The 22,809-nt window shown below is 46.3% G+C and carries 23 protein-coding genes; 16 read left to right on the forward strand and 7 right to left on the reverse strand.

From position 1 onward, the window contains the following. Positions 1–21 precede the first annotated feature (21 nt). Genes AZI86_RS04060 through AZI86_RS04070 form a run of 3 tightly spaced genes read left to right on the forward strand, consistent with a single transcriptional unit; the run spans position 22 to position 2,542 of the window. Entirely contained in the window at positions 22–1,005 is a 984-nt protein-coding gene (locus AZI86_RS04060; RefSeq protein ID WP_061833809.1) for an A/G-specific adenine glycosylase, read from the forward strand. Next, the gene (locus tag AZI86_RS04065) at positions 1,002–2,021 is read left to right on the forward strand and encodes a TolB family protein (protein WP_061833810.1); all 1,020 of its coding nucleotides are present in this window, start codon (positions 1,002–1,004) and stop codon (positions 2,019–2,021) included. Before AZI86_RS04060 ends, AZI86_RS04065 begins: the two co-directional genes overlap by 4 nt. Continuing rightward, a complete protein-coding gene (locus AZI86_RS04070; protein WP_253715696.1) occupies positions 2,018–2,542 on the forward strand; it encodes a DUF1795 domain-containing protein in 525 nt (174 codons plus the stop codon). Before AZI86_RS04065 ends, AZI86_RS04070 begins: the two co-directional genes overlap by 4 nt. 1 nt (position 2,543) lies before the next feature. On the opposite strand, the gene AZI86_RS04075 is transcribed toward AZI86_RS04070, so the two are convergent. Together AZI86_RS04075 and AZI86_RS04080 are read right to left on the reverse strand one after the other, a co-directional pair. Beyond that, a complete protein-coding gene (locus AZI86_RS04075; protein WP_216635885.1) occupies positions 2,544–3,677 on the reverse strand; it encodes an ATP-binding protein in 1,134 nt (377 codons plus the stop codon). A gap of 79 nt (positions 3,678–3,756) precedes the next feature. Next, positions 3,757–4,953, reverse strand: a complete 1,197-nt coding sequence (locus AZI86_RS04080; RefSeq protein ID WP_061833811.1) for an exo-beta-N-acetylmuramidase NamZ family protein — start codon at positions 4,951–4,953, stop codon at positions 3,757–3,759. 132 nt (positions 4,954–5,085) lie between these two features. Between AZI86_RS04080 and AZI86_RS04085 the strand changes: the two genes are divergently transcribed. Together AZI86_RS04085 and AZI86_RS04090 are read left to right on the forward strand one after the other, a co-directional pair. After that, the gene (locus AZI86_RS04085; RefSeq protein WP_061833812.1) at positions 5,086–5,457 is read left to right on the forward strand and encodes an Hpt domain-containing protein; all 372 of its coding nucleotides are present in this window, start codon (positions 5,086–5,088) and stop codon (positions 5,455–5,457) included. 4 nt (positions 5,458–5,461) lie between these two features. Next, complete coding sequence (locus tag AZI86_RS04090) at positions 5,462–6,142, forward strand: response regulator (RefSeq protein ID WP_061833813.1); 681 nt, start codon at positions 5,462–5,464, stop codon at positions 6,140–6,142. A gap of 9 nt (positions 6,143–6,151) precedes the next feature. On the opposite strand, the gene hemB is transcribed toward AZI86_RS04090, so the two are convergent. Next, the gene (gene hemB, locus AZI86_RS04095; RefSeq protein WP_061833814.1) at positions 6,152–7,138 is read right to left on the reverse strand and encodes a porphobilinogen synthase; all 987 of its coding nucleotides are present in this window, start codon (positions 7,136–7,138) and stop codon (positions 6,152–6,154) included. A gap of 125 nt (positions 7,139–7,263) precedes the next feature. On the opposite strand from hemB, the gene AZI86_RS04100 reads away from it, so the two are divergent. The 9 genes from AZI86_RS04100 to hemH are packed head-to-tail and all read left to right on the forward strand — an operon-like array spanning position 7,264 to position 17,068. After that, positions 7,264–8,187 carry a hypothetical protein gene (locus AZI86_RS04100; protein ID WP_061833815.1) on the forward strand — a complete coding sequence of 308 codons (924 nt, stop codon included), beginning with the start codon at positions 7,264–7,266 and terminating at the stop codon, positions 8,185–8,187. Further along, the gene (gene hemC, locus AZI86_RS04105) at positions 8,178–9,686 is read left to right on the forward strand and encodes a hydroxymethylbilane synthase (protein ID WP_061833816.1); all 1,509 of its coding nucleotides are present in this window, start codon (positions 8,178–8,180) and stop codon (positions 9,684–9,686) included. The genes AZI86_RS04100 and hemC overlap by 10 nt, the downstream gene beginning before the upstream one ends. Continuing rightward, positions 9,674–10,951, forward strand: coding sequence for a glutamate-1-semialdehyde 2,1-aminomutase (locus tag AZI86_RS04110; protein ID WP_061833817.1), 1,278 nt, complete (start codon positions 9,674–9,676; stop codon positions 10,949–10,951). Before hemC ends, AZI86_RS04110 begins: the two co-directional genes overlap by 13 nt. Positions 10,952–10,963: 12 nt before the next feature. Next, positions 10,964–11,824, forward strand: a complete 861-nt coding sequence (locus tag AZI86_RS04115) for a sensor histidine kinase (RefSeq protein WP_061833818.1) — start codon at positions 10,964–10,966, stop codon at positions 11,822–11,824. Continuing rightward, positions 11,821–12,495 carry a response regulator transcription factor gene (locus AZI86_RS04120; RefSeq protein WP_061833819.1) on the forward strand — a complete coding sequence of 225 codons (675 nt, stop codon included), beginning with the start codon at positions 11,821–11,823 and terminating at the stop codon, positions 12,493–12,495. Before AZI86_RS04115 ends, AZI86_RS04120 begins: the two co-directional genes overlap by 4 nt. Beyond that, on the forward strand, positions 12,492–13,514 hold the full coding sequence (locus AZI86_RS04125; RefSeq protein WP_061833820.1) for a uroporphyrinogen decarboxylase family protein: 1,023 nt from the start codon (positions 12,492–12,494) through the stop codon (positions 13,512–13,514). The genes AZI86_RS04120 and AZI86_RS04125 overlap by 4 nt, the downstream gene beginning before the upstream one ends. After that, positions 13,511–14,857: an oxygen-independent coproporphyrinogen III oxidase gene (gene hemN / locus AZI86_RS04130; protein WP_061833821.1), complete on the forward strand. Its 1,347-nt coding sequence runs from the start codon at positions 13,511–13,513 to the stop codon at positions 14,855–14,857. Before AZI86_RS04125 ends, hemN begins: the two co-directional genes overlap by 4 nt. Further along, entirely contained in the window at positions 14,854–16,068 is a 1,215-nt protein-coding gene (locus AZI86_RS04135) for a protoporphyrinogen/coproporphyrinogen oxidase (RefSeq protein WP_061833822.1), read from the forward strand. The genes hemN and AZI86_RS04135 overlap by 4 nt, the downstream gene beginning before the upstream one ends. Continuing rightward, on the forward strand, positions 16,061–17,068 hold the full coding sequence (hemH, locus tag AZI86_RS04140) for a ferrochelatase (RefSeq protein ID WP_061833823.1): 1,008 nt from the start codon (positions 16,061–16,063) through the stop codon (positions 17,066–17,068). The genes AZI86_RS04135 and hemH overlap by 8 nt, the downstream gene beginning before the upstream one ends. Positions 17,069–17,077: 9 nt before the next feature. Here the strand turns inward: hemH and AZI86_RS04145 are convergent, their stop codons facing one another. Together AZI86_RS04145 and AZI86_RS04150 are read right to left on the reverse strand one after the other, a co-directional pair. Continuing rightward, entirely contained in the window at positions 17,078–17,758 is a 681-nt protein-coding gene (locus AZI86_RS04145) for an LrgB family protein (RefSeq protein WP_061833824.1), read from the reverse strand. Next, positions 17,751–17,984: a CidA/LrgA family protein gene (locus AZI86_RS04150; RefSeq protein ID WP_157684619.1), complete on the reverse strand. Its 234-nt coding sequence runs from the start codon at positions 17,982–17,984 to the stop codon at positions 17,751–17,753. The genes AZI86_RS04145 and AZI86_RS04150 overlap by 8 nt, the downstream gene beginning before the upstream one ends. A gap of 280 nt (positions 17,985–18,264) precedes the next feature. On the opposite strand from AZI86_RS04150, the gene AZI86_RS04155 reads away from it, so the two are divergent. Together AZI86_RS04155 and AZI86_RS04160 are read left to right on the forward strand one after the other, a co-directional pair. Further along, positions 18,265–19,626 (forward strand): hypothetical protein, encoded by a 1,362-nt coding sequence (locus AZI86_RS04155; RefSeq protein WP_061833825.1) that lies wholly within the window; start codon positions 18,265–18,267, stop codon positions 19,624–19,626. A 6-nt stretch (positions 19,627–19,632) separates the two neighbouring features. Continuing rightward, positions 19,633–20,175: an ankyrin repeat domain-containing protein gene (locus AZI86_RS04160; protein ID WP_061833826.1), complete on the forward strand. Its 543-nt coding sequence runs from the start codon at positions 19,633–19,635 to the stop codon at positions 20,173–20,175. 59 nt (positions 20,176–20,234) lie between these two features. On the opposite strand, the gene AZI86_RS04165 is transcribed toward AZI86_RS04160, so the two are convergent. Beyond that, positions 20,235–21,923 (reverse strand): DEAD/DEAH box helicase, encoded by a 1,689-nt coding sequence (locus tag AZI86_RS04165; RefSeq protein WP_061833827.1) that lies wholly within the window; start codon positions 21,921–21,923, stop codon positions 20,235–20,237. A gap of 65 nt (positions 21,924–21,988) precedes the next feature. Beyond that, positions 21,989–22,804, reverse strand: a complete 816-nt coding sequence (locus tag AZI86_RS04170) for an alpha/beta fold hydrolase (protein WP_061833828.1) — start codon at positions 22,802–22,804, stop codon at positions 21,989–21,991. Positions 22,805–22,809 lie beyond the last annotated feature (5 nt).

The raw sequence follows: 22,809 nt of genomic DNA on the forward strand, positions 1-22,809 counted from the left end.
CTCAAGACTACATTACCGCGGATGACAGCAAAAAACGACTATAAACTCGATCACAAAGAGCTTACGCAATGGTACAAAAAAAATCATCGCGCCCTTCCTTGGAGAGCCAATAAAGATCCTTATCGCATCTGGCTTTCGGAAGTGATGTTGCAACAAACCACCGTGGTCGCTGTCATTCCGTATTTTGAAAAATTTCTGACAAGCTTTCCTACCGTAAAGCATTTAGCCGAAGCCGAAGAATCCAGTGTTCTAGAAAACTGGGCGGGCTTGGGTTACTATTCTCGAGCACGCAATCTGCACAAAGCGGCCAAAGCTTTGGCTTCACAAGGCTTTCCCAAAACTGCCGCCGAACTTTTAGAACTCCCAGGTTTCGGCCCCTACACTTCACGTGCGGTGGCCAGCATCGCCTTCGGCGAAAAAGTCGGTGTTTTAGATGGCAACGTCATCCGTGTTTTGTCCCGCCGCTTCGGGCTGAAGGTCGAGTGGTGGAACAACAAAGGCCGCGATCAGTTGCAAAAAATTTCAGATGAGCTGGCCTTGCAGGGTGATGCGGATGTCGTAAATCAAGCCTTGATGGAATTAGGGGCGACCGTGTGTACGCCACAAAAAGTCATGTGCATGATGTGTCCGTGGGTTTCGCGCTGTGTGGCCCGTAAAGAAAACAAGATTGATGTCTTGCCGCTAAAAAAACCTCGCAAGGAATCTGAAGTCTGGGTCTGGAAACCACAGGTGAGTTTAAAGGACGGCAAAGTGGGACTTGTGGTCAATAACTATGCGCCTTTTTTAAAAGGTCAGATGATCTTCCCCGGCGAGATTGCATTAGAAAAAAACAAGCCCAAAGCCTATGATGCCAAACACAATATTACCCATCATGATATCTTTATCCAGATTTCTAAAAAGAAATCTCTTTCCAACAAAGATGTTCAATGGGTGAATGTCACGGAGCTGAAGAAGATCAATCCCTCTTCTTTGCTCCAAAAGGTTTTGCATAAGGTAGATGTATGAAGCTTGGTCTTGGGACATGTTTGCTGCTGATAGGTATCCTTGCCGGATGCTCTCACAGCGCCACCAAAGATGTTCTTACTCCGGATTTTCTTTTAAACAAAGGCACACAACAAATCACTTTCATTGGTGACAATGATCATCCTCGATTTTCGGCTGACGGTACGCGCTTGATTTTTCAAAGTCGCCGCAGCACTCATCGCGGAATTCAAATTTACGAGATGGATTTAATTAAAAAGAAAGAACGTCGCGTGACGTTTTCTGACGGTGATGCTTTTGATGCCGCCTATATTAGCGATCACGAAATCATTTATGCCTCCACCACAGATGAAATCAAAGAGGGTCCTTTGGTGGATCGCAAGTTCGATAAAGAATTTCCGCCTTCGGATATTTATATGAGCGATCTTTATGGCACGGACATTCTTCGCCTGTCGCGCCAGCCGGGATATGATGCCGAGTTGTTATTCTTACCTCACCCCCAACGCCCCTCGATTTACTTCACGTCTCGCCGTGGGGAGCTTTTGGGTATTTATCGTTTAGATCTACAAAAGCTTCCGGTCAGTTTGGTGTCCGCCGAAAAAGATAAGTCCAAACGTTATCCTGCGTTGACCCCGGATCAACAAAGTCTGGCTTGGGTCGAAAAGGACTCCAAGACCGAAACTGAGAGCCTGATCCTTTATAAAATCAAAAGCAAAGTCCCTTTGGTCCTAAAGTCAGGTGAAGGTCAATATCGCGATTTGTTTTTTGCCCCTCGCAATCCGCAAAGGCTTTTTTATAGCATCCTTCGTAAAGGCGAAAAAAAGAATCAGCTCGAAGTTTATAATATTGAAACCAATTGCACTCAGGTCGTTTTTAAAGGGGCTGATTCCCTCTTCTCTCCGGCCGTGAGCAATGAAGAGCCGGAAAGACTGGCCTTTTCGCGCTTATTTCAAGAAAAACGACAAATTTACAGTGCCATTTTGCCCGCTGATTTAGGCCCTTGCCTGGAAGCCCCCGCTCAAGATACGCTTAAGAAGTGAAGAGTTTCGTATTTTTACTCATTCTCCTTCCCAGCCTGTCGCTAGCGGCTCCGCATCCGGCGACCAGTTCTTCGGCGCTCACTGCGCCGGAAAAAGGCCTTTATTTTCAACACAAAGGTTTCAATCTGAAAACGGAAGGTACGGATTGGCTGCCGGTCGCGACCGAATCTGTTTTAGACACCGTGCGATTTTCATCTAAAGAAAAAACCGCCAATGGCTCATTGAGCATTCGCACCGACACTGTCGCCAAAAATGCTTCCTTAGAACTTTATGCGCGCAAGTGGATGAGAGATTATCCCAGCTATGGCTTTGAAGTTCTTTCCGCAAAAAATTTCACCTTAAACGGTCAACCGGCTTTGGTTGTCGACATGCTTTCAAGATCTAAAAACAAACAGATCCGCCAAGTGATCTTAAAAAAAGACGCCCGTGTCGCGGTGATGACTTGTCTTGATGACAAGGCGAATTTCAACAAGTCTTTGCAAAGCTGCAATCGCATTATTCAATCGTTTAATTGGAAATAAATTACACCAAACCCAATTCATTACAAAACTTCAGAAACGGCATGACCCGAACACCTTTTTCCGAAAGAAAGTCTTTGGTGCCTAAATGAACCTGATAAAATACAGGTATATTCGTTCGCTCTTTGAAATAAGAAATGGCGGGAGAAAGTTGTCGTTCTCCTGTTTTGCATTCAACGGCAAAAAGAGGTTTTTTGTTTTTTAAAACGACGAAGTCGACCTCCCGGCGATTATGATCGCGCAAGAATCGCAACTCCATCACATCTCCTTCGGTGTCTTCGATAAAGTGACAGTACTTTAACAAATGACTGGCGACCATATTTTCAAAACGAATTCCGTCGTTTTCTAAAACACTCCAGTCCCAAAGATAAAGTTTTTTTTCTTTTTTCACCGCCCGGATCTTGGGGGAGCCAAAGGGCATGATACGATAGCAATAATAGACTTTTTCTAAGATTTCCACCCAATGAGCCACAGTTTTTTGACTGACACTTAAGTCTTCGGCCAAAGCTTGCAAAGACAACGGAGAGCCCACCCTCTCTGGCAAAGAATCTGCCAAAGTTTCGATGGAGGAATATTCACGAAGATTTTCCAAATCTGCAATGTCATCATTGACGATGCGGTACAGGCGCTCACGAGTCCAAAGCTTCAGTTCTTTTTCTGATTGCGCCAAGTAAGGCTCTGGAAATCCACCGAACTTTATGAGCGCCTGCAAATCGGCTGTACTAGAAATGCCTAATTCATTCACAGAAAAAGGATGAAGACGGACATAGCGATACCGCCCCAACAAAGAGTCTCCCCCTCGTCTATAGTGATCCAGGCGAGCAGAGCCCGTCACAAGATAATTTTGTTCTCCCTTGTTTTTGTCATAGAAGCCTTTGATAAGACCTCTCCATAGTTTATATTTATGAACCTCATCCAAAACCACAAGAGGTGCCGCAGGCAGTTCCCCATTTCGGATGAGTTTTCGGCTGTGAATATCGTCCCAATTTAAATAGGCTGGATTCTTGACGGAAGAAGGTTTCAAAAAGTCCAAACAAAGGGTGGTCTTTCCAACTTGCCGAGGGCCCCCTACAAAGACCATCTTTTTATTTAAGAAATCCTCAATAGTATCATGCATATATCGGTTTTTCGAGGCCACAAACCCTCCGAGAGTGTTTTGGAGTCAACTCCATTTTACTCCGGAGTGTTTTGGAGTCAACTCCAAAACACTCTCGCGGCTATTTGTACAGCAAATACTTTTTTCTTTCTTTCGCCCACGATTTTTCGTCCACGCCCATGGCCTTGTCTAACATCGCTGGCGTGGCTTTCGCGTCTTCAATCCAATTGCGCAACGCCGGTCCGCCATTGATCACGTCAAAAGCCAAGCGGTCTTTGACATACTCATAAGCAAAATCGCGATAGAGCGGATAATCCGGATGCATTTCGCGGATCACTTTTAACATCAACGCCACGATACGAAACGGTTTGAACTGCTCGTGCTTGTAAGAAGCCGCATCCGTGTGAAATTGAAATCCGTGGCAAAGTTTTCCTACATGCTTGTGGAAGGTCGGCTCAAAGAAACATTCACGCAACGTCACGCCCTTTAACCACTGAGGCGCTTTCTTTTTCATGCGCTTTAAAACTTCGGCAAAGTCGATATCCGATGCGCCGATGATTTCTAACGCGCGTGTGGTTCCACGGCCTTCAGATAATGTCGTGCCTTCAATCAAAACCGTGCCTCCGTAGGCACGAGCCATATTTAGCGAGGCTGCGTTCGGTGAGGGATTTACCCACGGACGCTTCATGTCCCAACCAAATCCCGGGGCTTTGTTCGGCGCATAGCCTTTCATCTTTACGATCTCTAAATCTAAATCCAATTTATAAAAGTCTTTGAAATATAAAGCGAGCTCACCCACCGTCAGACCATGGCGCATCGGGATGGGTGCGGCACCCACAAAAGATTCCCACCCCTGCAACATGCGATAGCCTTCAATCGGTCGACCTGCAGGATTCGGACGATCTAAGACGATCATGGTTTTTCCTAAGCGCGCGCACTCTTCCATCGAATAAAGAAGCGTCGTGATAAACGTGTAAATACGGCAGCCTAAATCTTGCAAATCAAACAGCATCACATCGAAATGATTCATCATGTGATTGGTAGGGCGACGAACTTCACCATACAGACTAAAGACGGGGATCTTGTGCACGGGATCAGCAAAGTCGGGGCTTTCAATCATGTTGTCTTGCTTGTCCCCACGCACGCCATGCTGCGGACCAAAGGCGCATGAGAGCTTCATTTTTTTTGATAAGAGGTCCAAGCTATGCTCAAGATTTTCGTTCACACTGGCCGGGTGGCAGACAAGACCAACGCGTTTGTTTTTTAATTTTTTCAATAGTTTGGTTTCAGAAAGAAGAACTTCCACGCCGAGCTTCATTTGATCATCCTTGGTGAAGCCCCACTTTAGCACTTCAGATTCTGCATTACAAATGGAAGCCCTCTACCATGGTCGGATCAAGATGGGACACCCACACACCGATACCCTCTTGTCACATCAACGGGGAATATTATGTATAAGTCCATGGACAATGAATTTCTAAATTCACTGGTTCTTTTAAATCAAGAATCCAATGGAGCTCTTTTAGGAGCCATGATCCGCACCTATTGCTCGGTGTGGCCCGATTACATTCAACGTCTTCGTCATAGTTTTCACGAACAAGACGCCCCTAGCTTAAGTGCCAACGCGGCTTCTTTTCGCACTTTGGTGGGAAGTTTTGGTGCCACAAAACTGATGGCGATTTTAACGCAAATTGAAAATGCCGCCACCACGCAGGATTGGCACCTAACTAACAAACACATGCAAAATATGAAACGGGAACTTTGCCAATTCCAAGAAGATATTGAAAGCATGCGCTATCTTTATTTTTTAAAGGCGGCGTAAGCTCATGGCTAAAATCCTGGTCGTGGATGATGATGTCATCACCTTACAAATTGTCTCTTCGTTATTACACAAAGAAGGACATGCCGTGCAGACGGCCACGGATGCTCTCACCGCCTTGGATTATTTGGATCAAGAAGGCTTTAATCTTTTGATCACCGATGCCAACATGCCAAAAATTTCTGGTTACAACTTGGTCACAACATTAAGAAAAAGCTTAAAACATCGAAACCTACCAATCATTTTTATGACGGCTCGTCGTTCTAAACCTGACGTGATGCGCGCTTTAGACTCAGGTGTAGACGACTATGTTATCAAACCGATTGAAGTCGCCATCCTGTCTGAAAAAATTAAATCCCTTCTTGAGGCCAAAGGCACAAGTGCCGAGCACGAAAAAGTAGAGTTATCTGCTCCGGCTGTGTTTTTGCTGAATTTGCAAGTTTGCGAAGTGAATCCACTGGGTTTACTTCTAGACAGTGCGGACAGTTTGCCACTGGATTACAAGTTTAAAATTGCATCAGATATTTTTAGCGAAATTAATATCAAGGCCCCTCTTTTACGGGTCGTCGGTTGTGCGCAAAATAAAAATGAACACGGACGTATTCTCATCCGCACCCACTTCATCGGTCTGTCGGACGAAGACAAAAAAGCGTTGAACGCTTGGATTAAAACTCAAAAAGCGGCTTAAGCCATACAACTATTTCTGGTTATTTCTTAACCACTCGGCCATTTGCAAAGCAAAATACGTAAAGATGATATCCGCGCCCGCGCGACGAATCGAATACAAGGTTTCCACCATCGCCCGCGTTTCATCAATGATACCTGCTTTGGCACCGGCTTTGATCAAACCATATTCACCACTCACGTTGTAAGCCGCCACCGGCAAGTTGGTGTGCGATTTTACTAAGCTGATAATATCTAGATAACTTAATGCTGGTTTCACCATCACCATGTCGGCTCCTTCAAGCTCATCCAGCTCAATTTCGCGAAGAGCTTCACGGGCATTACGGAAATCCATTTGATAGGTTTTTTTATCGCCAAATTTCGGGGCCGAATCCAAAGCCTCACGGAAAGGCCCGTAAAAACTCGAAGCATATTTTGCGGAATAAGAAAGAATCCCGGTATTTTCAAAACCGGATTGATCTAAGGCTTCACGAATCGCCCCTACTCGTCCGTCCATCATGTCAGAGGGTGATACGATATCCGCCCCCGCCTCGGCATGGACCACCGACATTTTCGCAAGAATTTCCACGGTTTCGTCATTGATGATTTTGCCATCACGCACAACACCGTCATGACCATCTGACGAGTACGGATCCAAGGCGACATCAGAGATCAATGTCACATCCGGAAACTTATCGCGAATCATTCTCAATGTGGTGGGCAAGAGTCCTTGAGGATTTAACGACTCCTTGCCAAATTGGTCTTTCATGGCCTCCGGCAAAGCCGGAAAAAGGTCGAAGGTTTTAACTCCCAAAGAGACGGCTTTTGCGACCTCTTCCAGAATCAAATCGGGACTTAAACGATAAATACCCGGCATGGAAGAGATGCCCTGGCGCTCATTTTTACCTGAGACCAAAAATAACGGCAGTACAAGTTGAGACACTCTCAAATCCGTCTCGGCCACCATTTCACGAAGGGCCGCCGTCGCTCTATTTCTTCTTGGTCTTTGTGTGATTCTCATCTCAACCCTCCCGTTCTATTTTTAGGCGCCGCATTTTGTGGCGCCTTGCCGCAGCGTGCTTTCTTCGTCAAGTATGACATTTCGATGACAAATTAATGAAAGTATAGTGATAAACCTATTAACACATGGAAGACATACTTCTCGTTCACAGAAAATCCAATCTAAATTTTGGGGATGGTTTAGCCCCCGAGTTTTCGGCCTCATTGCAAGATGCGGCGATTTGGAAGACCTGTCTTCGTAAGATTCTATTCTGTACCGAAACAGAATTAAACAACTATAGCGATATCATCCAAAAAGAAGACCACATTCTTCGCGGTGAGGCGGCGTTGTCTCTGCTTTTGGAAATCCTGTGTGGTTTGCACTCACCCATCGTGGGTGAAACCGAAGTCTTCGGCCAATTCAAAAACTTTATCGAAAGCCGCAAACAAATGGGCGATACGCTTTTTGCGGATCACCAAAAATGGTTGCAGTTTATTTTAGCCGAAGTCAAAAAAACGCGCGCCGAACACCTTGTGGGTATCGGTTCGCAAAGCTACGGCAGTCTTTTACGCCGTTACGCCAAAGACGTGGAAGAAATCACGATCTGCGGTTCTGGTCATCTTGCTCAAGAAATTCTGCCATGGCTGGCGCACAAAAAATCAATGCAAGTTCTTTGTCGTGAAGTTTCAAAGATGGAAGCTTTCGCGGCGAAATACGAAAACTTGCAAGTAAACACCTATAACGACTCTTATGTCCATGGTGAAGCCATGGTGATTGCGGCCCCTCTGACAGACACACGTATTCTGGAACTGATGAGCAGACAAGACACACGTCCGAAATATGTTTTCGATCTTCGCGGAGAAGAAAACAGTTTAGCGACTTTGATTGCCGAAAAGTTTCCCCACGTGACCTTGATGGGTCTTCACCAATTTTTCGCTGAAATTGAGGAAAACAAAAAGGAAACGGATCACAAGATTCTGGCCTTAAAACAAAGCCTTTTAGATAAGGCCCTCGCCTTCATGCAAAGAACGGAGCTTCGCCCACTTGGTTGGGACGATCTATGCGCCTAAAAATCTCAGCTCGAAAGAGTGATCTTGCCCGTCTTCAAGCCTATATGGTCGGAGACGCTCTGAAAGACGCTCATCCTGGTTTAGAAATCGAATACAAATTCAAAGAATCTTTAGGAGATAAAAACCTGACAGATCCTTTATGGAAAATTCCGGAAAAAGGTGTTTTCACCGAAGACTTTTATGGCGAGCTGATCCGGGGTGAAACTGATCTTGTCGTGCATTCTTGGAAAGATCTTCCGACAGAAGTAAAAACGGACACCGCCATCGTGGCGACGATGCCACGTGCGGATCAACGCGATCTTTTGCTTGTTAAAAAATCTCACTTCGAAAAAATTCGTGCAGCAAAAGCCCTCCGCGTGTTTAGTTCTTCCCCTCGTCGCGAATACAATCTGACGCCGTTTTTTAAAACTCACCTGCCATTTGGTTTGGAATCCGTCAGTTTTGAAAGTGTGCGCGGGAACATCCCGACACGCATTCGCAAGCTTTTAGAAAGTGATGAGGTGAATGGACTGATCGTGGCAAAGGCTGCTTTAGACCGTTTGCTTTCGGCACCAGCCGAAGAGTTCCGCGAAGTACAAGCCTTGCTAAAATCTTATTTGGATCAGCTTCAATGGGCCGTGTTGCCTTTAAATATCAATCCCAATGCAGCAGCTCAAGGCGCTTTGGCCGTAGAAATCTTAGCGACACGTTCCGATCTGCGCGAATTGCTAACACCTATTCATGATCAAGAGACTTACGAGTGTGCGATCAAAGAACGCGCCCTGCTGGCCAGCTTTGGTGGGGGATGCCATCAAAAAATTGGGGTCGCTGTTTTAGCAAGACCTTATGGCGAGCTGACGGTGCTGCGCGGACTGACCGATGACGGTCGAGTTTTAGAAACTCGTCGCCTGGATTTGAAAAACGAACCGCCGAAATTTCCCGAGGCCGCTTTGTGGTCGGGTGAAATGAAAGCAGAACGCACTCGCCATTCAATCGTGACGGTCGACGCGTCTTTAAATGCTTTTTACGTCGCGCGTGCCGAAGCGTGGACCGATGGCATCGAAGAAACGGGATATGTGTGGACGGCGGGCACAAAAACCTGGAAGAACTTGGCTCAAGATGGCATCTGGGTTCATGGATGCTCTGAAAGCTTGGGCGAGCAAGAAAATCCCCGGATTGATATCTTGGCCGGAAAACCATTGAAGTGGGCCAAGCTTTCTCATGATGACGGTTTTGATAACAAAGACTCCGCTTTCGATCTTGTTTCGACCTATTCTTTAAAAGTTCTTTCGGGCGACCCAAATTTCGCCGGGAAAGAATGCTTCTTCTGGAATAGCGGCACCCAATTCTTACATGCCGTCAAAGAAGACGCTTCGATTTTAACAAAACATCACGCGTGTGGCCCGGGGAATACCTCGAAAGTCATTCGCGCTTATCTAGAAAAAAATAACGCCTTTGACCCGAACCGTTTGCATGTGTTTTTGGATCAAGAGGACTGGAGACATCAATGCACAATCTAAGTTCTGATGAACTGTTTAAACGCGCTTTAAAAATCACTCCGGGCGGAGTTCACTCTCCCGTTCGTTCGTTTAAGGGTCTAGATCGTGCACCTGTTTTCTTTAAAAAAGCCGAAGGGGCTTATTTGACTTCCGTGGAAGACAAAAAGTACATCGATTTTTGCCAAAGCTTTGGCCCGTTGATTTTGGGTCACTTGGATGCCGACGTGAAAGAAGAAGTTCATCGCATGATCGACACCGCGTGGACTTTTGGGGCGACCGAAATTTATTCTTTAGAACTAGCTGAATGGATCACCAGCACTTTGCCCTTCATGGAAAAGCTGCGCTTTGTTTCTTCAGGTACCGAAGCCGTGATGAGTGCATTGCGTGTGGCCCGCGCGGCTACCGGTCGCAATAAAATTTTGAAATTTGAAGGCTGTTATCACGGTCACGTCGACAACTTGCTAGTAAAAGCCGGCAGCGGCCTTGCGGGGGCGGCGGCCTCTTCTTCGGCAGGAATTTCTGAAGAAACGGCTCGCCAAACAGTCGTAGCACCTTTAGATGATGAAGCCGCTTTGGAACAAGTCTTCCAAGCTCAAGGTAAAGATATCGCCGCTGTTATTATTGAACCACTTCCAGCCAATTACGGTCTATTAGTTCAGCGCCCAGAATTTTTAAAAAAGGTTGCAGATCTTTGCAAAAAGAATGGCAGCTTGTTGATCTTTGACGAAGTTATTTCTGGTTTCCGTGTGGGCCTTAAGGGCATGGTCGAAGTGACCGGCATTACTCCGGATCTTGTGACTTACGGAAAAATCATTGGGGGCGGCTTCCCCGTCGGTTGTTACGGCGGCAAAGCTGATCTTATGAACTTGGTCGCACCAAGTGGTGATGTTTATCAAGCCGGGACCTTAAGCGCCAATCCTGTCGGGATGCGGGCGGGTCTTGTGACGTTAAAGAAAATGCAACGCCTGGATGGTTGGAATGTTTTAGAGCAAAGAACAAACAAATTCGTACACGCTTTGCGCGAGGGATTTGCGAAAAAAGGTTCGGACCTGCAAGTCAGTGCGCAAGCTTCTTTGTTCTGGATTCATGGCAAGACCTCTTCGCCAATCCGTTCGATTGATCATATTCCTAAAACTCAAAGCGGGGATTTCAAAGGTTTGTTCTTGCGTTCATTGGATAAAGGCGTTTACCTAGCCCCCAATGCTTATGAGGTGGGTTTTGTTTCTATGGCCCATACAGATGAAATCTTAAATCAAGCCGCCAGCTTGATTGTGGAATCTCTTTAAAGGCAGGTACCTATGAAGGCACAAGTTAAGACGGCATTAGCGATCGTATGGTTCGTTTTTACGTTTTCGCTTGTGGCTTGGTGGTGGGTTTTCTTTTTAATTAAACTCAATCCCGATCAAGGCGTGACTTTAGAACAACTGCAAAAATCCCATCGCATGTTTGCCTGGGAAGGCTCTATTTTATTGGCCGCCATTCTTTTAGGTGGCGTGGCTTTAGTTGTTTTCACTTACCGCGATCAAAAACGCCATGAGCGTTTGAGCTTCTTTTTTGCAACTTTCAGTCACGATATTAAAACCTCCATTGCCCGCCTGCGCTTGCAAGCCGAAGTCTTAGAAGAAGACCAAGCCGGTAAACACCCGGTGATGAAGCGCTTGATTCAAGATATCCAACGCCTGGATCTGCAATTAGAAAATTCTCTTTTGCTGTCAAGCTTAGAATCCGGGACCTTGTTAAGCGAAGACATCTCTTTGCGTGATATCTTTAGTTCTTTGCGCATTGAGTTTCCAGAGCTTTCGGTGGAGCTAGAAAAAGATGCTTTGGTGCGCGGTGATCGTCGCGCGCTGGTCAGTGTTTTTAAAAATCTTTTACAGAATTCTGTTCTGCATGGACAAGCAAGTAGCGTAAAAATCAAAGTTAAAGCCGCGGGCTCTTCTCGTTTAGAACTCAGCGTAGAAGATGATGGTTTGGGCTTTAAGGGTGAGGATAAAAAACTAGGATCAGAGCTTTTAAAATCCCAAGATTCACGCAGCAATGGTATTGGTCTTTATATTACCAAGCGACTTGTTACCAAGATGAACGGCAGAATTGCTTTTGATTCCCGTGGAAACGAAGGCTTCAAAGTTCACATTAATATCGGAGGGAAACTGAAATGAGAAAACTCCTTTTAGTCGAAGACGATGTTTCCCTAGGAACCACTCTTTTAGAACGTCTGCAAAAAGACTATGAAGTAGCTTGGGCAAAAACTTTGGCGGAAGCCTGGAGCACGTTCACCAAAACCCGCGATTTTGATTTGATCGTCTTAGACGTGGGCTTGCCCGACGGAAATGGCTTTGAACTGGCAGAAAAAATTAAAAAGATCTCTCCGGCTTTATTTGTCTTCCTGACTGCGCAAGCCGATGCAGAATCTCGCTTGCGTGGCTTTGAATTAGGCGCGGAAGAATACATTCCAAAACCTTTCCACTTAAAAGAACTTTTGATTCGCGTAAAACACGTCTTAGAGGCGCATGCGCCTGCTAAAGAGTTGGTATTAGAATCCTGCACCGTGAACTTTGCTACCATGTCGGTGCAAAGAAAATCCGGACAAATAGAATACCCACCGGTCACCGATATTAAGATTTTACAAATGCTTGTGGAAAAATCTCCGCGAGTGCTAAGCCGCGATGACATCATGAATGAAATCTGGGGGGTCGATAAGAACCCAAGTCATCGCACCATCGACAACATCATCGTCCGCCTTCGTCATCTCTTGGGTGATGAGGGGGAAAAACACATCCGCTCGGTGCGTGGTGTGGGCTATCAATGGGCCACGGAGGAAACCACATGAATACCCTTTTCCAAAACGCTTTAAAAAGAACACCCCAAGCCGTGCCTCCGATTTGGTTTATGCGCCAAGCAGGTCGTTACCACAAACATTATCAAGCCTTGCGCGCGCAGAATTCTTTTGAAGACTTGTGTAAAAAACCGGAACTTGCGGCGCAAGTAGCCTTGGGTCCGGTGGAAGAATTTGATTTTGACGTTTCTATCTTGTTCAGTGACATCCTTTTTCCTTTAGAGGCCCTGGGCATGGGCTTGCAATACACAGATCACGGGCCGCAACTGGGTTTCCGTTTGGATTCCCAAAGCGCTTCTCGTCTGGGGGATGTGGATAAAGCTGTGAAGTTCATGCACTTCCAAAAAGAAGCCGTCCTAGCCACGCGCGCGGTGTTGCCTTCAAACAAAAGTTTGATCGGCTTTGTCGGCGGTCTTTGGACGCTGTTCGTTTACGCTGTTGAAGGATCCCACGCCGGATCTTTGATTCAATCTAAAGCGCAGATTCACTTGTTTAAAACTTTCTTAGAAAAAATGTATCCTTTGATCAAAGAAAACATCCGCCTGCAGCTGGAAGGTGGAGTAGAAATCGTGATGATCTTTGATACGGCGGCCGGCGAGGTTTCGCCCGCCTTCTTCCAAGAGTGGATCCAACCGGTGATTGCGCGATTGGCACAAGAATACCCAGGTAAAATTGGTTACTATTCAAAAGGAACACAGCCTGTGTTTTTTAATAAAGAATTCACCAGCCTTCCATGGGCGGGGCAAGGTTTTGATCACCGCTGCTTCTTGCCAGAATGTTTCACCGTGCAAAACAAAGGTTTTGTGCAAGGAAACTTCGATCAGGGGCTTTTATTTATGGAAGAATCTGATTTCAAAAAAGCGCTGCAAACTTTCATCGCACCCTTTAAAGACATGTCTTTAGAACAACGTGCGGGCTGGGTTTGCGGCTTAGGTCATGGCGTTTTACCTAAGACACCTGAAAAACATGTGAAGATGTTTGTGGATACCGTGCGAAAGGAGCTTTCACGATGAAAGAACTTTTAGCAAAGTATGACGTACCAGCCCCGCGCTATACGTCCTACCCCACCGTTCCCTATTGGGAAACCAATCCCACGTCAGATCAATGGGTGGATCATTTAAGAGCCACTTTAAAAGAACAATCTGGCAGCTGGAGTTTGTACCTGCATATTCCTTACTGCGAAAGTCTTTGTACTTTTTGTGGTTGCAACACGATCATCACGAAGGATCATAAAAAAGAAAATCCTTATGTTGCATTGATTTTAAAGGAATGGGAGCTGTACGTAAAAAATGTGCCCGAGCTTTTAACCAAGCCCTTAAAGCACATCCACTTAGGTGGTGGTACTCCGACATTCTTGTCAGCAGAAAACCTTGTAGCTTTAATTAAGCCTATTTTATCCCAAGTCAAAATCGACAAACACGATTTTGAAGGCTCGATCGAGGTCGATCCCCGCCGTACCAACGCGGATCAACTAAAAGCTTTAAGAGACCTTGGCTTTAACCGGGTCAGCATGGGCGTGCAAGATTTCAATCCGGAAGTACAACGCCTCGTAAATCGCATTCAGCCTTTTGAAATCACCGCGGACCTTACAAAATCGGCACGCGACATGGGATATACATCTGTGAACTTTGACCTGATCTATGGATTAGCCAAACAAACCGCAGAATCCATTCGTGAAACAGCTGAAAAAACGGTGCAACTGCGCCCGGACCGTATCGCTCTTTACAGCTTTGCCTTGGTCCCTTGGATTAAACCGGCGCAAAGACTTTTTAAAGACGAAGATTTGCCAAAATCTGCGGAAAAACGTGAACTGTACGAAATCGCTCGTGGGGTTTTACTGAAAGCTGGTTATGTGGAAGTCGGTATGGACCATTTTGCTCTTCCGACGGATGGACTTAGTACTGCGATGAAAGAACATCGTTTGCACCGCAACTTTATGGGTTACACCGATCAACGCACCGATGTGCTTTTAGGTTTGGGCGTGTCTTCAATTTCCGAAACACCTTTCAGCTTTCATCAAAATGAAAAAGTGTTGCCGCTGTACGAAGCTTGCCTTAACGAAGGTCGATTACCGACACTTCGCGGTCATGTTCTGACCCAAGAAGATCGGACTCGCCGCGAGCAAATCCTGACTTTAATGACAGAGTTTGAAGTGAAGTTCATTGATGACGCCCAAGAAGCCGGGGCCAAAGAATTCTTGCATGAAATGATTCGCGATTCGCTCGTGGAAATCAAAGATCACAAACTGATCGTGAAAGAAGCAGGGCGCCCGTTCTTACGCAATGCTTGCGTGTACTTTGATGAACGTTTGAAGTCAAAACAACCTCAAACCAAGATCTTTTCACAGTCGATATGAGCAAGCACGTGCACGTGATCGGGGCGGGCTTTGCCGGCCTCACCGTTTCCTTAAGATTGGCGCAAAAAGGTTTCACGGTCGACCTTTACGAAAGTTCATCGCGCGTCGGTGGACTTTTAGGAACTGAAAACACCGAGCACGGCTTAGCCGAAAGAGCGGCCAACGCCCTCATCCGCACTTATAAAGCTGAAGAACTTTTCAATGAGCTTGGATTAACTTCCGTTGTGCCTTTAGAAGATTCCAAAAGAAGATTTATCTTTCGCGATAAACCAAAGCGCTGGCCTTTAACAATCCTTGAAACCTTCGCCACGGCTTTTCGTTTTTTACCTTCATTTATTTTTAATAAACCCTCGGTCTTTCCACGCGCCAATGAAACTTTGCATAATTGGGGTGAAAGACATTTGGGCCCTGCGGCCGCTAGATATCTTTTAGGCCCTGCCATGCAAGGCATTTACGCCACGGGGGCAGAACACTTAAGTTCAGAACTTATTTTAGGTCCGTCTTTTCGTCGCAAAACAAAAAGCGGAGCTTTCCGAGGTCTTTTGACGGGCACCAATGGCATGCAAGGCCTGGTGGATGCGCTTGAGGAAAAACTAAAGAGCTTGGGCGTAAAAATTCATTTAAACACTCAAGTGAATGTCAGCGAGCTTCAAGGCCCGGTCGTGATCGCGACGTCTAGCACCGCGGCGGCAAAAATTTTAGAAACTGCCGAGCCTCACACCGCAAAGCTTTTAAATCGTATCAATACCGCAAGCCTTTTAAGTGTGAAGCTGTTTTTTAAAACCCGCCAGACGAAATACAAAGGTTTTGGCTGCTTGGTTCCGCAACTTTACGGGATGAAGACTTTAGGGGTTTTGATGAATACCTATATCTTCCCGGATCGCGATAAAACTTATAACGAAACGTGGATCTTAGGTGGCAACAATGCCGGTGATATCTTAGATGCCGCCGACAGTGAAATTTTGAAACAAATTGCCGAAGAACGATTCAAAATCTTAGGCATCAAGGACGCGCTTTTAGATTATCGTTTGCATCGCTGGAAAAAGGCCTTACCACTTTATGATTTGGAACTTGAAAAAGTTCTGCACGAGCTTAAATCCCAACCCCAGGGTCGCGTTTTTTTACATGGGAATTATCTGGGCGGCATTGGCTTAAGCAAAATCTTAGATCGCAGCGATGAATTGGCAGAGGAGATTGCAAACCGTGGCTAAAAAAGGTGTTTTATTACTTAATATCGGCAGCCCAGAATCTTACCAAGTTCAGGATGTGAAAACGTATTTGCTGAACTTCCTGATGGATCGTGACGTGATTGATTTACCATGGATTGTTCGTTACCCCTTGGTGAATTGGATCATCGTCCCCAAACGCGCGCCTTTTTCTGCCGCCAACTACAAGAAAGTCTGGATGGAAGGCGAAGGCTCTCCGTTAACTGTTTTTAGTGATCGTTTTGCCAAAAAACTTCAAACCGCTCTGGGTTCTGAATATTCCGTCAAAGTGGGTATGCGCTATGCTGAGCCCACCATTGATCGCGCGTTGGCTGAATTTTCCTCTGAAGGCCTGAAGGACTTACTTATCGTTCCGATGTTCCCTCAATATGCCGAGGCGACAACAGGCTCTTCAGTGAAATATACGTTAAATCAAATTCAAAAAAGGGGAGGCCACTTAAACACCCAAGTTCTGCCGGCATTTTTTGATGAGGAATGCTTTATCAATCCGTCCGCCGATCTGGCACGACAAACTGTTTCCGGTAAAGAGGTCGATCATTTTCTATTTTCATTTCACGGGCTCCCTGAAAGTCACGTCAAAAAAATCGAAGGCTGCCTGATCACGCCGGACTGCTGTTTGCAAAAAAATGCGTGCGCTAAAAACTGTTATCGGGCGCAATGTTTTGCCTCTGCCCAGGCCATCGCGAACCGCTTGGGATTGCAAAAAAATCAATGGAGCGTTTCATTTCAGTCCCGTCTCGGTCGCGCCGAATGGTTAAAACCTTCCACGGAGCATTCCATCCAGGAATTGGCAAAAAGAGGGCTTAAAAGTATAGCTGTCATCTGCCCGAGCTTCGTCGCAGATTGCATTGAAACCCTAGAAGAAATCGGCATCGGTGGTGAAGAAGTCTTTCATGAACATGGGGGAAAAGAATTCAATCTTGTCCCGTGCGTGAATGAAAATGACGCTTGGGTTTCAGGATTTGCAGAGCTTATTAAAAATTAAAAAACTTTTTTACGGAATCCAATGCAAGAAAAGCGGGATCAAGATCGCTGTCATCAGACCGTTTAAAGCCATCGCCAGTCCCGCAAAAGCTCCCGCCATTTCATGAATTTGAAAAGCTCTAAAAGTTCCCAAACCATGCGATGAAAGACCCATAGCAAATCCTTGCACCAAAGGATCTTTGACTTTCACTAAGCGCATCACGGTCGTCGCCATAAGCGCCCCGGCCACTCCGGTGATCATCACAAAGACCGTGGCTAATGCGGGTGTTCCCCCGATTTTTTCTGAAATCCCCATTGCAATCGGTGTTGTCACGGATTTCGGGGACAGTGAAAGCAGAATTTCGTGAGGCAAACCTAATAGATGCCCTATTAAAACCGCACTAAAGATCCCCACAAAAGATCCCACAGCCAAAGCGATGACTAACGGAACCAAAACTCGGCGCAAGCGCGACAGTTGTAAAAATAGCGGCAACGCAAAACTGACGGTGGCCGGCCCCAACATAAAATGAATCGGCCGAACACCCCTAAAGTAATCCGCGTATGAAATCTGAAAAACTAAAAGCACCGCAATGATCGCTATCATCGCTAAGACCGGGGGACTGAGAAGAGGATGATGAGATCCCCGTTCACTCACCTTACGGGCCAGCAGATAAAATCCCAACGTAATGATCAGGGAAAACAACTCAATCATGGGATTTTTCCGGCGAAAAATATTTTAGCAATAAGTTAAAGAACCACGCCGTCACGGCCAAGGTGATCGCCGTGCTTATCACCAATGTAAAAAACATCGCTGCCCCATAGCGACCAAATAAATCAAAATACTCGATCAGGCCCACCCCCGCTGGTACAAAAAACAGGGCCAAATAAGAATTAATAAAACGACTTAAGGCCTCCACCTGGTTTTTGATTTTTGGCACCAGTAACAGGGCGATAAAAAATAAACCATCCCAATGACCGGACCTGGGATAAAAAGTCCCAGCAACGTCGAAGTGGCTTCACCCAAAAACTGGAAAAAAATAAGAATTAAAAGGCCTAAGACCATACCCAACAGCCTATCACCGCTCACTATGAAATATAACCAATTTAAGTCTCAAAATGCGGCACTGTCTAAGTTTGAGACAGCTGACAACGAATTATTTGCCCCTCCACGGCGCACGAAACTTGAACCCCTTGCTAACGCCCCCAAAGGAGCAGGACATGAACGTAATCTCTAAATCATTAAAGTCACTGGCCGCGGCCTCGATCTTACTAGCCGCCCCTTCAGCCATGGCCGTGAAATTTTCGATGAATGCTATGTGCTATCTTCAAGACAAGAAAGACGCCCAAGTCCGCCCTTTTAATCCGACGGAGTCCGAGGCGGCGCGCAGTTCTAAATGGGTGCGCAATAATCCCACGAATGTCAGCGAAGGCGATCTTCATGAAAAGTTCCGTATTGCCTCTTTATCAAAGGTTTTAGTATCCCACTGGGCGATTGCCAAGCTGGGGCCTGAATACCGCTTCACCACCAAGGTTCATATCACGCCAACAAATTCGGACAAGTCTTGCTTTGTTCATCTATCAGGGGACCAAGACATCTTTTTTGGTATCGAGATTTTAAGTAGCACGTTCCAACAACTGCGCAAGGTGATGGACGAACAAAACTGCGAACGCATTTCTCAGCTTTCTTACGATGAAAATATCGTCATTCCCTTTAAAAGCGGTCGCTTTATTATGCAACACCGGGAGGATTCTGGCTTTCGCGGTTCTGATCCCGATCTTTTCTATGGACCGATCACAACCCCAAAAGCTTTAAAAGAGGCTTTGGCAAAAACAAAATCGGGTCAGTCTTTGAAGGTTGAAAAAATCGGTAAAAGCTTGGCCTCGGCATTTGCAGAATACAAAAACACCGTTCCAATGCGGACGTTCTCTTTCAAATCGCGCCCACTGCACATGATGTTGCGTGAATTCAATATTTATTCATCCAACGTTCCGCCCAATATCTTGTTTGAAAAATTAGGCGGTCGCGAAGCTTACAAGTCCTTTTTGGCTTCACGTCTTTCAATGGGTGATATGCAAGCCGATGTCTTTAATGGTTCAGGCTATCCGGTGAATCCAAATACGGATCGAAAAGACAACATGGTTTCTTGCAGCACTTTCGTGCGTGTGGTTCAAGATCTCGACACTATGCTGACGAACTATAAAGGTGTCCGCCGTTTTCAAATGGCCGATGTCATGGGCGTGGGCGGAACCGGTGAAACCTACACGACCTTTAAAAGTCTTTACGCCGCCCCCATGTTCCACAACACTTTGGTGGCTAAAACCGGCTCGGCCAACAACGCGATCACGTTCGGTGGTATGATTTCAACCGCCGAAGGAGATCTTTATTTTGGCGCGTTCACCAATCCTGAACGTTATCAGGAGCTTTATCAACCCCGAGAGTACATCCGTGACCTGGTAACGATCATGGCTAAGCGTTATCAACTAAAAAAATTCGATTACACGCAAATTGGTCTTATGAGTCCGATCGATGATATGGCAAAGTTTAAAGAGGAAAAGAATTTATCCAGCTCTTTAAAGTAGGATCCGATGAAGCATGTTTTTATCGTAGTTGCTCTTTTAATATCCCTGCCGACATGGGCGACGGGGACCAGCAAGAAAAAACACACACCCGTCATGAAGGCCGCGGCCAGTGGTCAGGTCCAAGAACTAAAATCCCTGATCGCCAAAAAATCAAATCTCAACACCAAAGATAAAAACGGCAACACCGCCCTGTTTTTTGCGATCTCGAACGATCATACCGAAGCCGCTAAGATCTTAATTGAAGGCGGCGCCGAGCTGACGAATTTCAATGAAAACGGCGATTCGGCTTTGGTCACCGCCGTCTCTTTTAATAACACCACGTTGATCGAACTGATCTTAAAGAAAAAACCCGCACTTTTGAACTTGATAAATCCCGATAAGCAAACGCCTTTGATGAAGGCCGCGGAAGTCGGCTCCGTAGAAACGGTGCGATTGCTGGTGAGTGCGGGGGCCGATTTAAAAGCCCGCGACAAATTTAATCGCACGGCTTATGACATCGCGAAAGAATCGCAAAACAATGAGTCCTTGGAATTCTTAAAGCCTAAATAAAAAGAATCCCGGGTTGTCCCGGGATTCTTTTGTCCAAATGGAATTCGAAAATTTTAAACTTAAGAGAACAAACGCTTAAAGAATCCAGAGATCTTTTGACCCAGTCCTTTTTGCGCCACTGCTGCTGGTGCGGGCTTTTTACCATGTTGGTGACGAGGACCTTTCGCGTGTTGAGGATTGCGATTGTCCGGACGTTTGTTGTCATGACGGCGTTGTTGTCCATCACGGCCTTTTCCACCTTCAAATTTCTTACCTTGATGTTGTCCGTCTCTGCGAGGAGGACGCGAACCCTGCGGACCACCTTGACCGCCTTGTCCACCCTGAGCACGTTGTTGATCGCGTTCACCACGCTCACCACTGCGTTCGCCGCTACGTTCTGGACGAGGACCACGATCAGGACGGCCGCCACCTGGGCGACGATTATCACGATCACCACCACGGCCGCCGCCGCGAGGTCCGCGATCTCCGCCACGCCCCCCTTCTCTAGGACCACGAGCGCGATCCACCGATTTCGGGTAATGACCTTCATCACGATACGACATGGGCTTAAAGTCTTTGATCAATTGATCATTTTCTAAATAACCAACATTGATTTTGTGTTTTAAATAATCCTCAATGCGCGCCAAAGACTCGATGTCTTTATCACCTACTAAAGAGTAAGCATGACCCGTGGTTCCTGCGCGACCGGTACGGCCGATACGGTGAACGTAAGATTCAGAATCCATCGGCAATTCATAGTTAATAACTAAGTCGACACCTTTGATATCCAATCCACGCGCCGCCACATCTGTGGCCACCAGGATGTTCATATCATTTTCAGCTTTAAACTGTTCGATCACGCGATTGCGTTGCGCTTGAGTCAACAAGCTTGAAATCGCCATCGCTGGCACCCCATTGTCGACCAAGAATTTGGCGATTCGTTCCACACTCATTTTAAAGTTGGTGAAGATGATCGCCTGTTTTGGATTGTGCTTTTTAAGCAAAGACAACAAGTGCTGTGGTTTTTCGTCACTGCCTACGTGGAAGATTTCATCTGTCACGTTTTCGGCGCGCGTTTGATCCCGACTGATGTTGATTTCGACAGGCTCTGACCCGAACTGATAAACGGTGTTCATCACATCAAAGTTCAAAGTCGCACTGAATACCAGCAACTGACGCTCGCGAGGGACACGTTGCAAAATGTATTTCATGTCGTCTTTAAAGCCCATGTCAAACATACGATCGGCTTCGTCAAAAACGATGGCGCGAACTTGTTTCAAATCTACAAGATGTTCTTTGTAAAGATCGATCAAACGGCCCGGAGTCGCCACGATGAATTCAACACCGTTTTTAAGCGCCTCTTTTTGTTTGTCGTAACCGGTCCCCCCGTAGATAGCAAAACCACGAAGACCTGAATCAAGACCGTATTTCAAAACATTGTCTTGAACTTGTTCGGCCAATTCGCGCGTGGGCACCAAAATCAAAACAAAGTTTTGCGGTTTCCAATCTTTAAACGCGCGTTTTTCAATCGCCGTTTTTTGTTCTTCGCTGATATCACCAGCAACAGGACGAGCTCTTAAAATACGCTCCATCAAAGGAATTACGAAAGCGGCTGTTTTGCCGGTTCCGGTTTGTGCAAGTCCGGCAACATCTTTGCCTTCAAGGACTGGAGGCAACGCTTGTTGTTGAATCGGCGTGCACTCTTCATAGTTCAGCTTTTGGATTGCTGAAAGCAAACTAGGTTCTAGATTTAATTCAGTAAATTTCAATTTTCATACCTCTAACAATAAGCCTCAAACTACTTAGCGAAGAACCAAAAGTCAAAGCTGCCTACTTAAAAGCCACCGACGAACGCCTTGATCGCGGCCCCGAAGGCCTCAGCTTGATCTGAGTGGACCCAGTGGCCCGCGCCCGGAATCTCGACGCCCTTAATCATAGAATTGCTAGCCAACACGCGCTTAAAACTCTCTCGACTGAACTCTTTGGAGTTCTCTCCCCGAACCCACAAAGTGGGTACTTTTAAGCCTTCCACTTCATGCCAACGCTCGTCTTCCCGCCCGGCCCGGACCGACTCGACAATGCCATTTTTAGCAAAGCGCCAGTTGATCGTGCCATTGGGCTGTTCAGCCATATTGGAATAAAAGAAGTTCGCCATGACTTGGACATTTTCGCGGGTCTTAGCGTTCTTCACAAAATCCTCGAAAAAGAATCTTTTGGCGTCCTCGCGAGTGGCAAACGGCACGGGCACCAGATTCAATAAATATTCGTAATATTCATGGGCGTTCGGGGCGGCTTCGGGCCCGATGTCTTCCACGACCAAATGGGACAGATATTCCGGGAAACGGGAGGCAAAGTTTAAAACGTTCCGACCCCCCATCGAATGACCGACCAAAATGAATTTATCCCAGCCCAACTCGTCCACAATCATCTTGATGTCATCGGCATAGTCTTCTGGACCATAACCGGAAGTGGGTTGGAAGGAGCGCCCATGACCTCTTTGGTCAAAAGCCAGGCAGCGTTCGGTCTTTTCAAGATCCGCAATAATGCGACGCCAGTTCTGCCCATAGCCCATCAAGCCATGCACAAACACCCATTTGCGCCCGTCTTCGGGACCATAAAATTGATGATAGAAATTATTAAGATAAGACATGTCCT

Source organism: Bdellovibrio bacteriovorus, assembly GCF_001592735.1.
Classification (GTDB): Bacteria; Bdellovibrionota; Bdellovibrionia; order Bdellovibrionales; family Bdellovibrionaceae; genus Bdellovibrio; species Bdellovibrio bacteriovorus_D.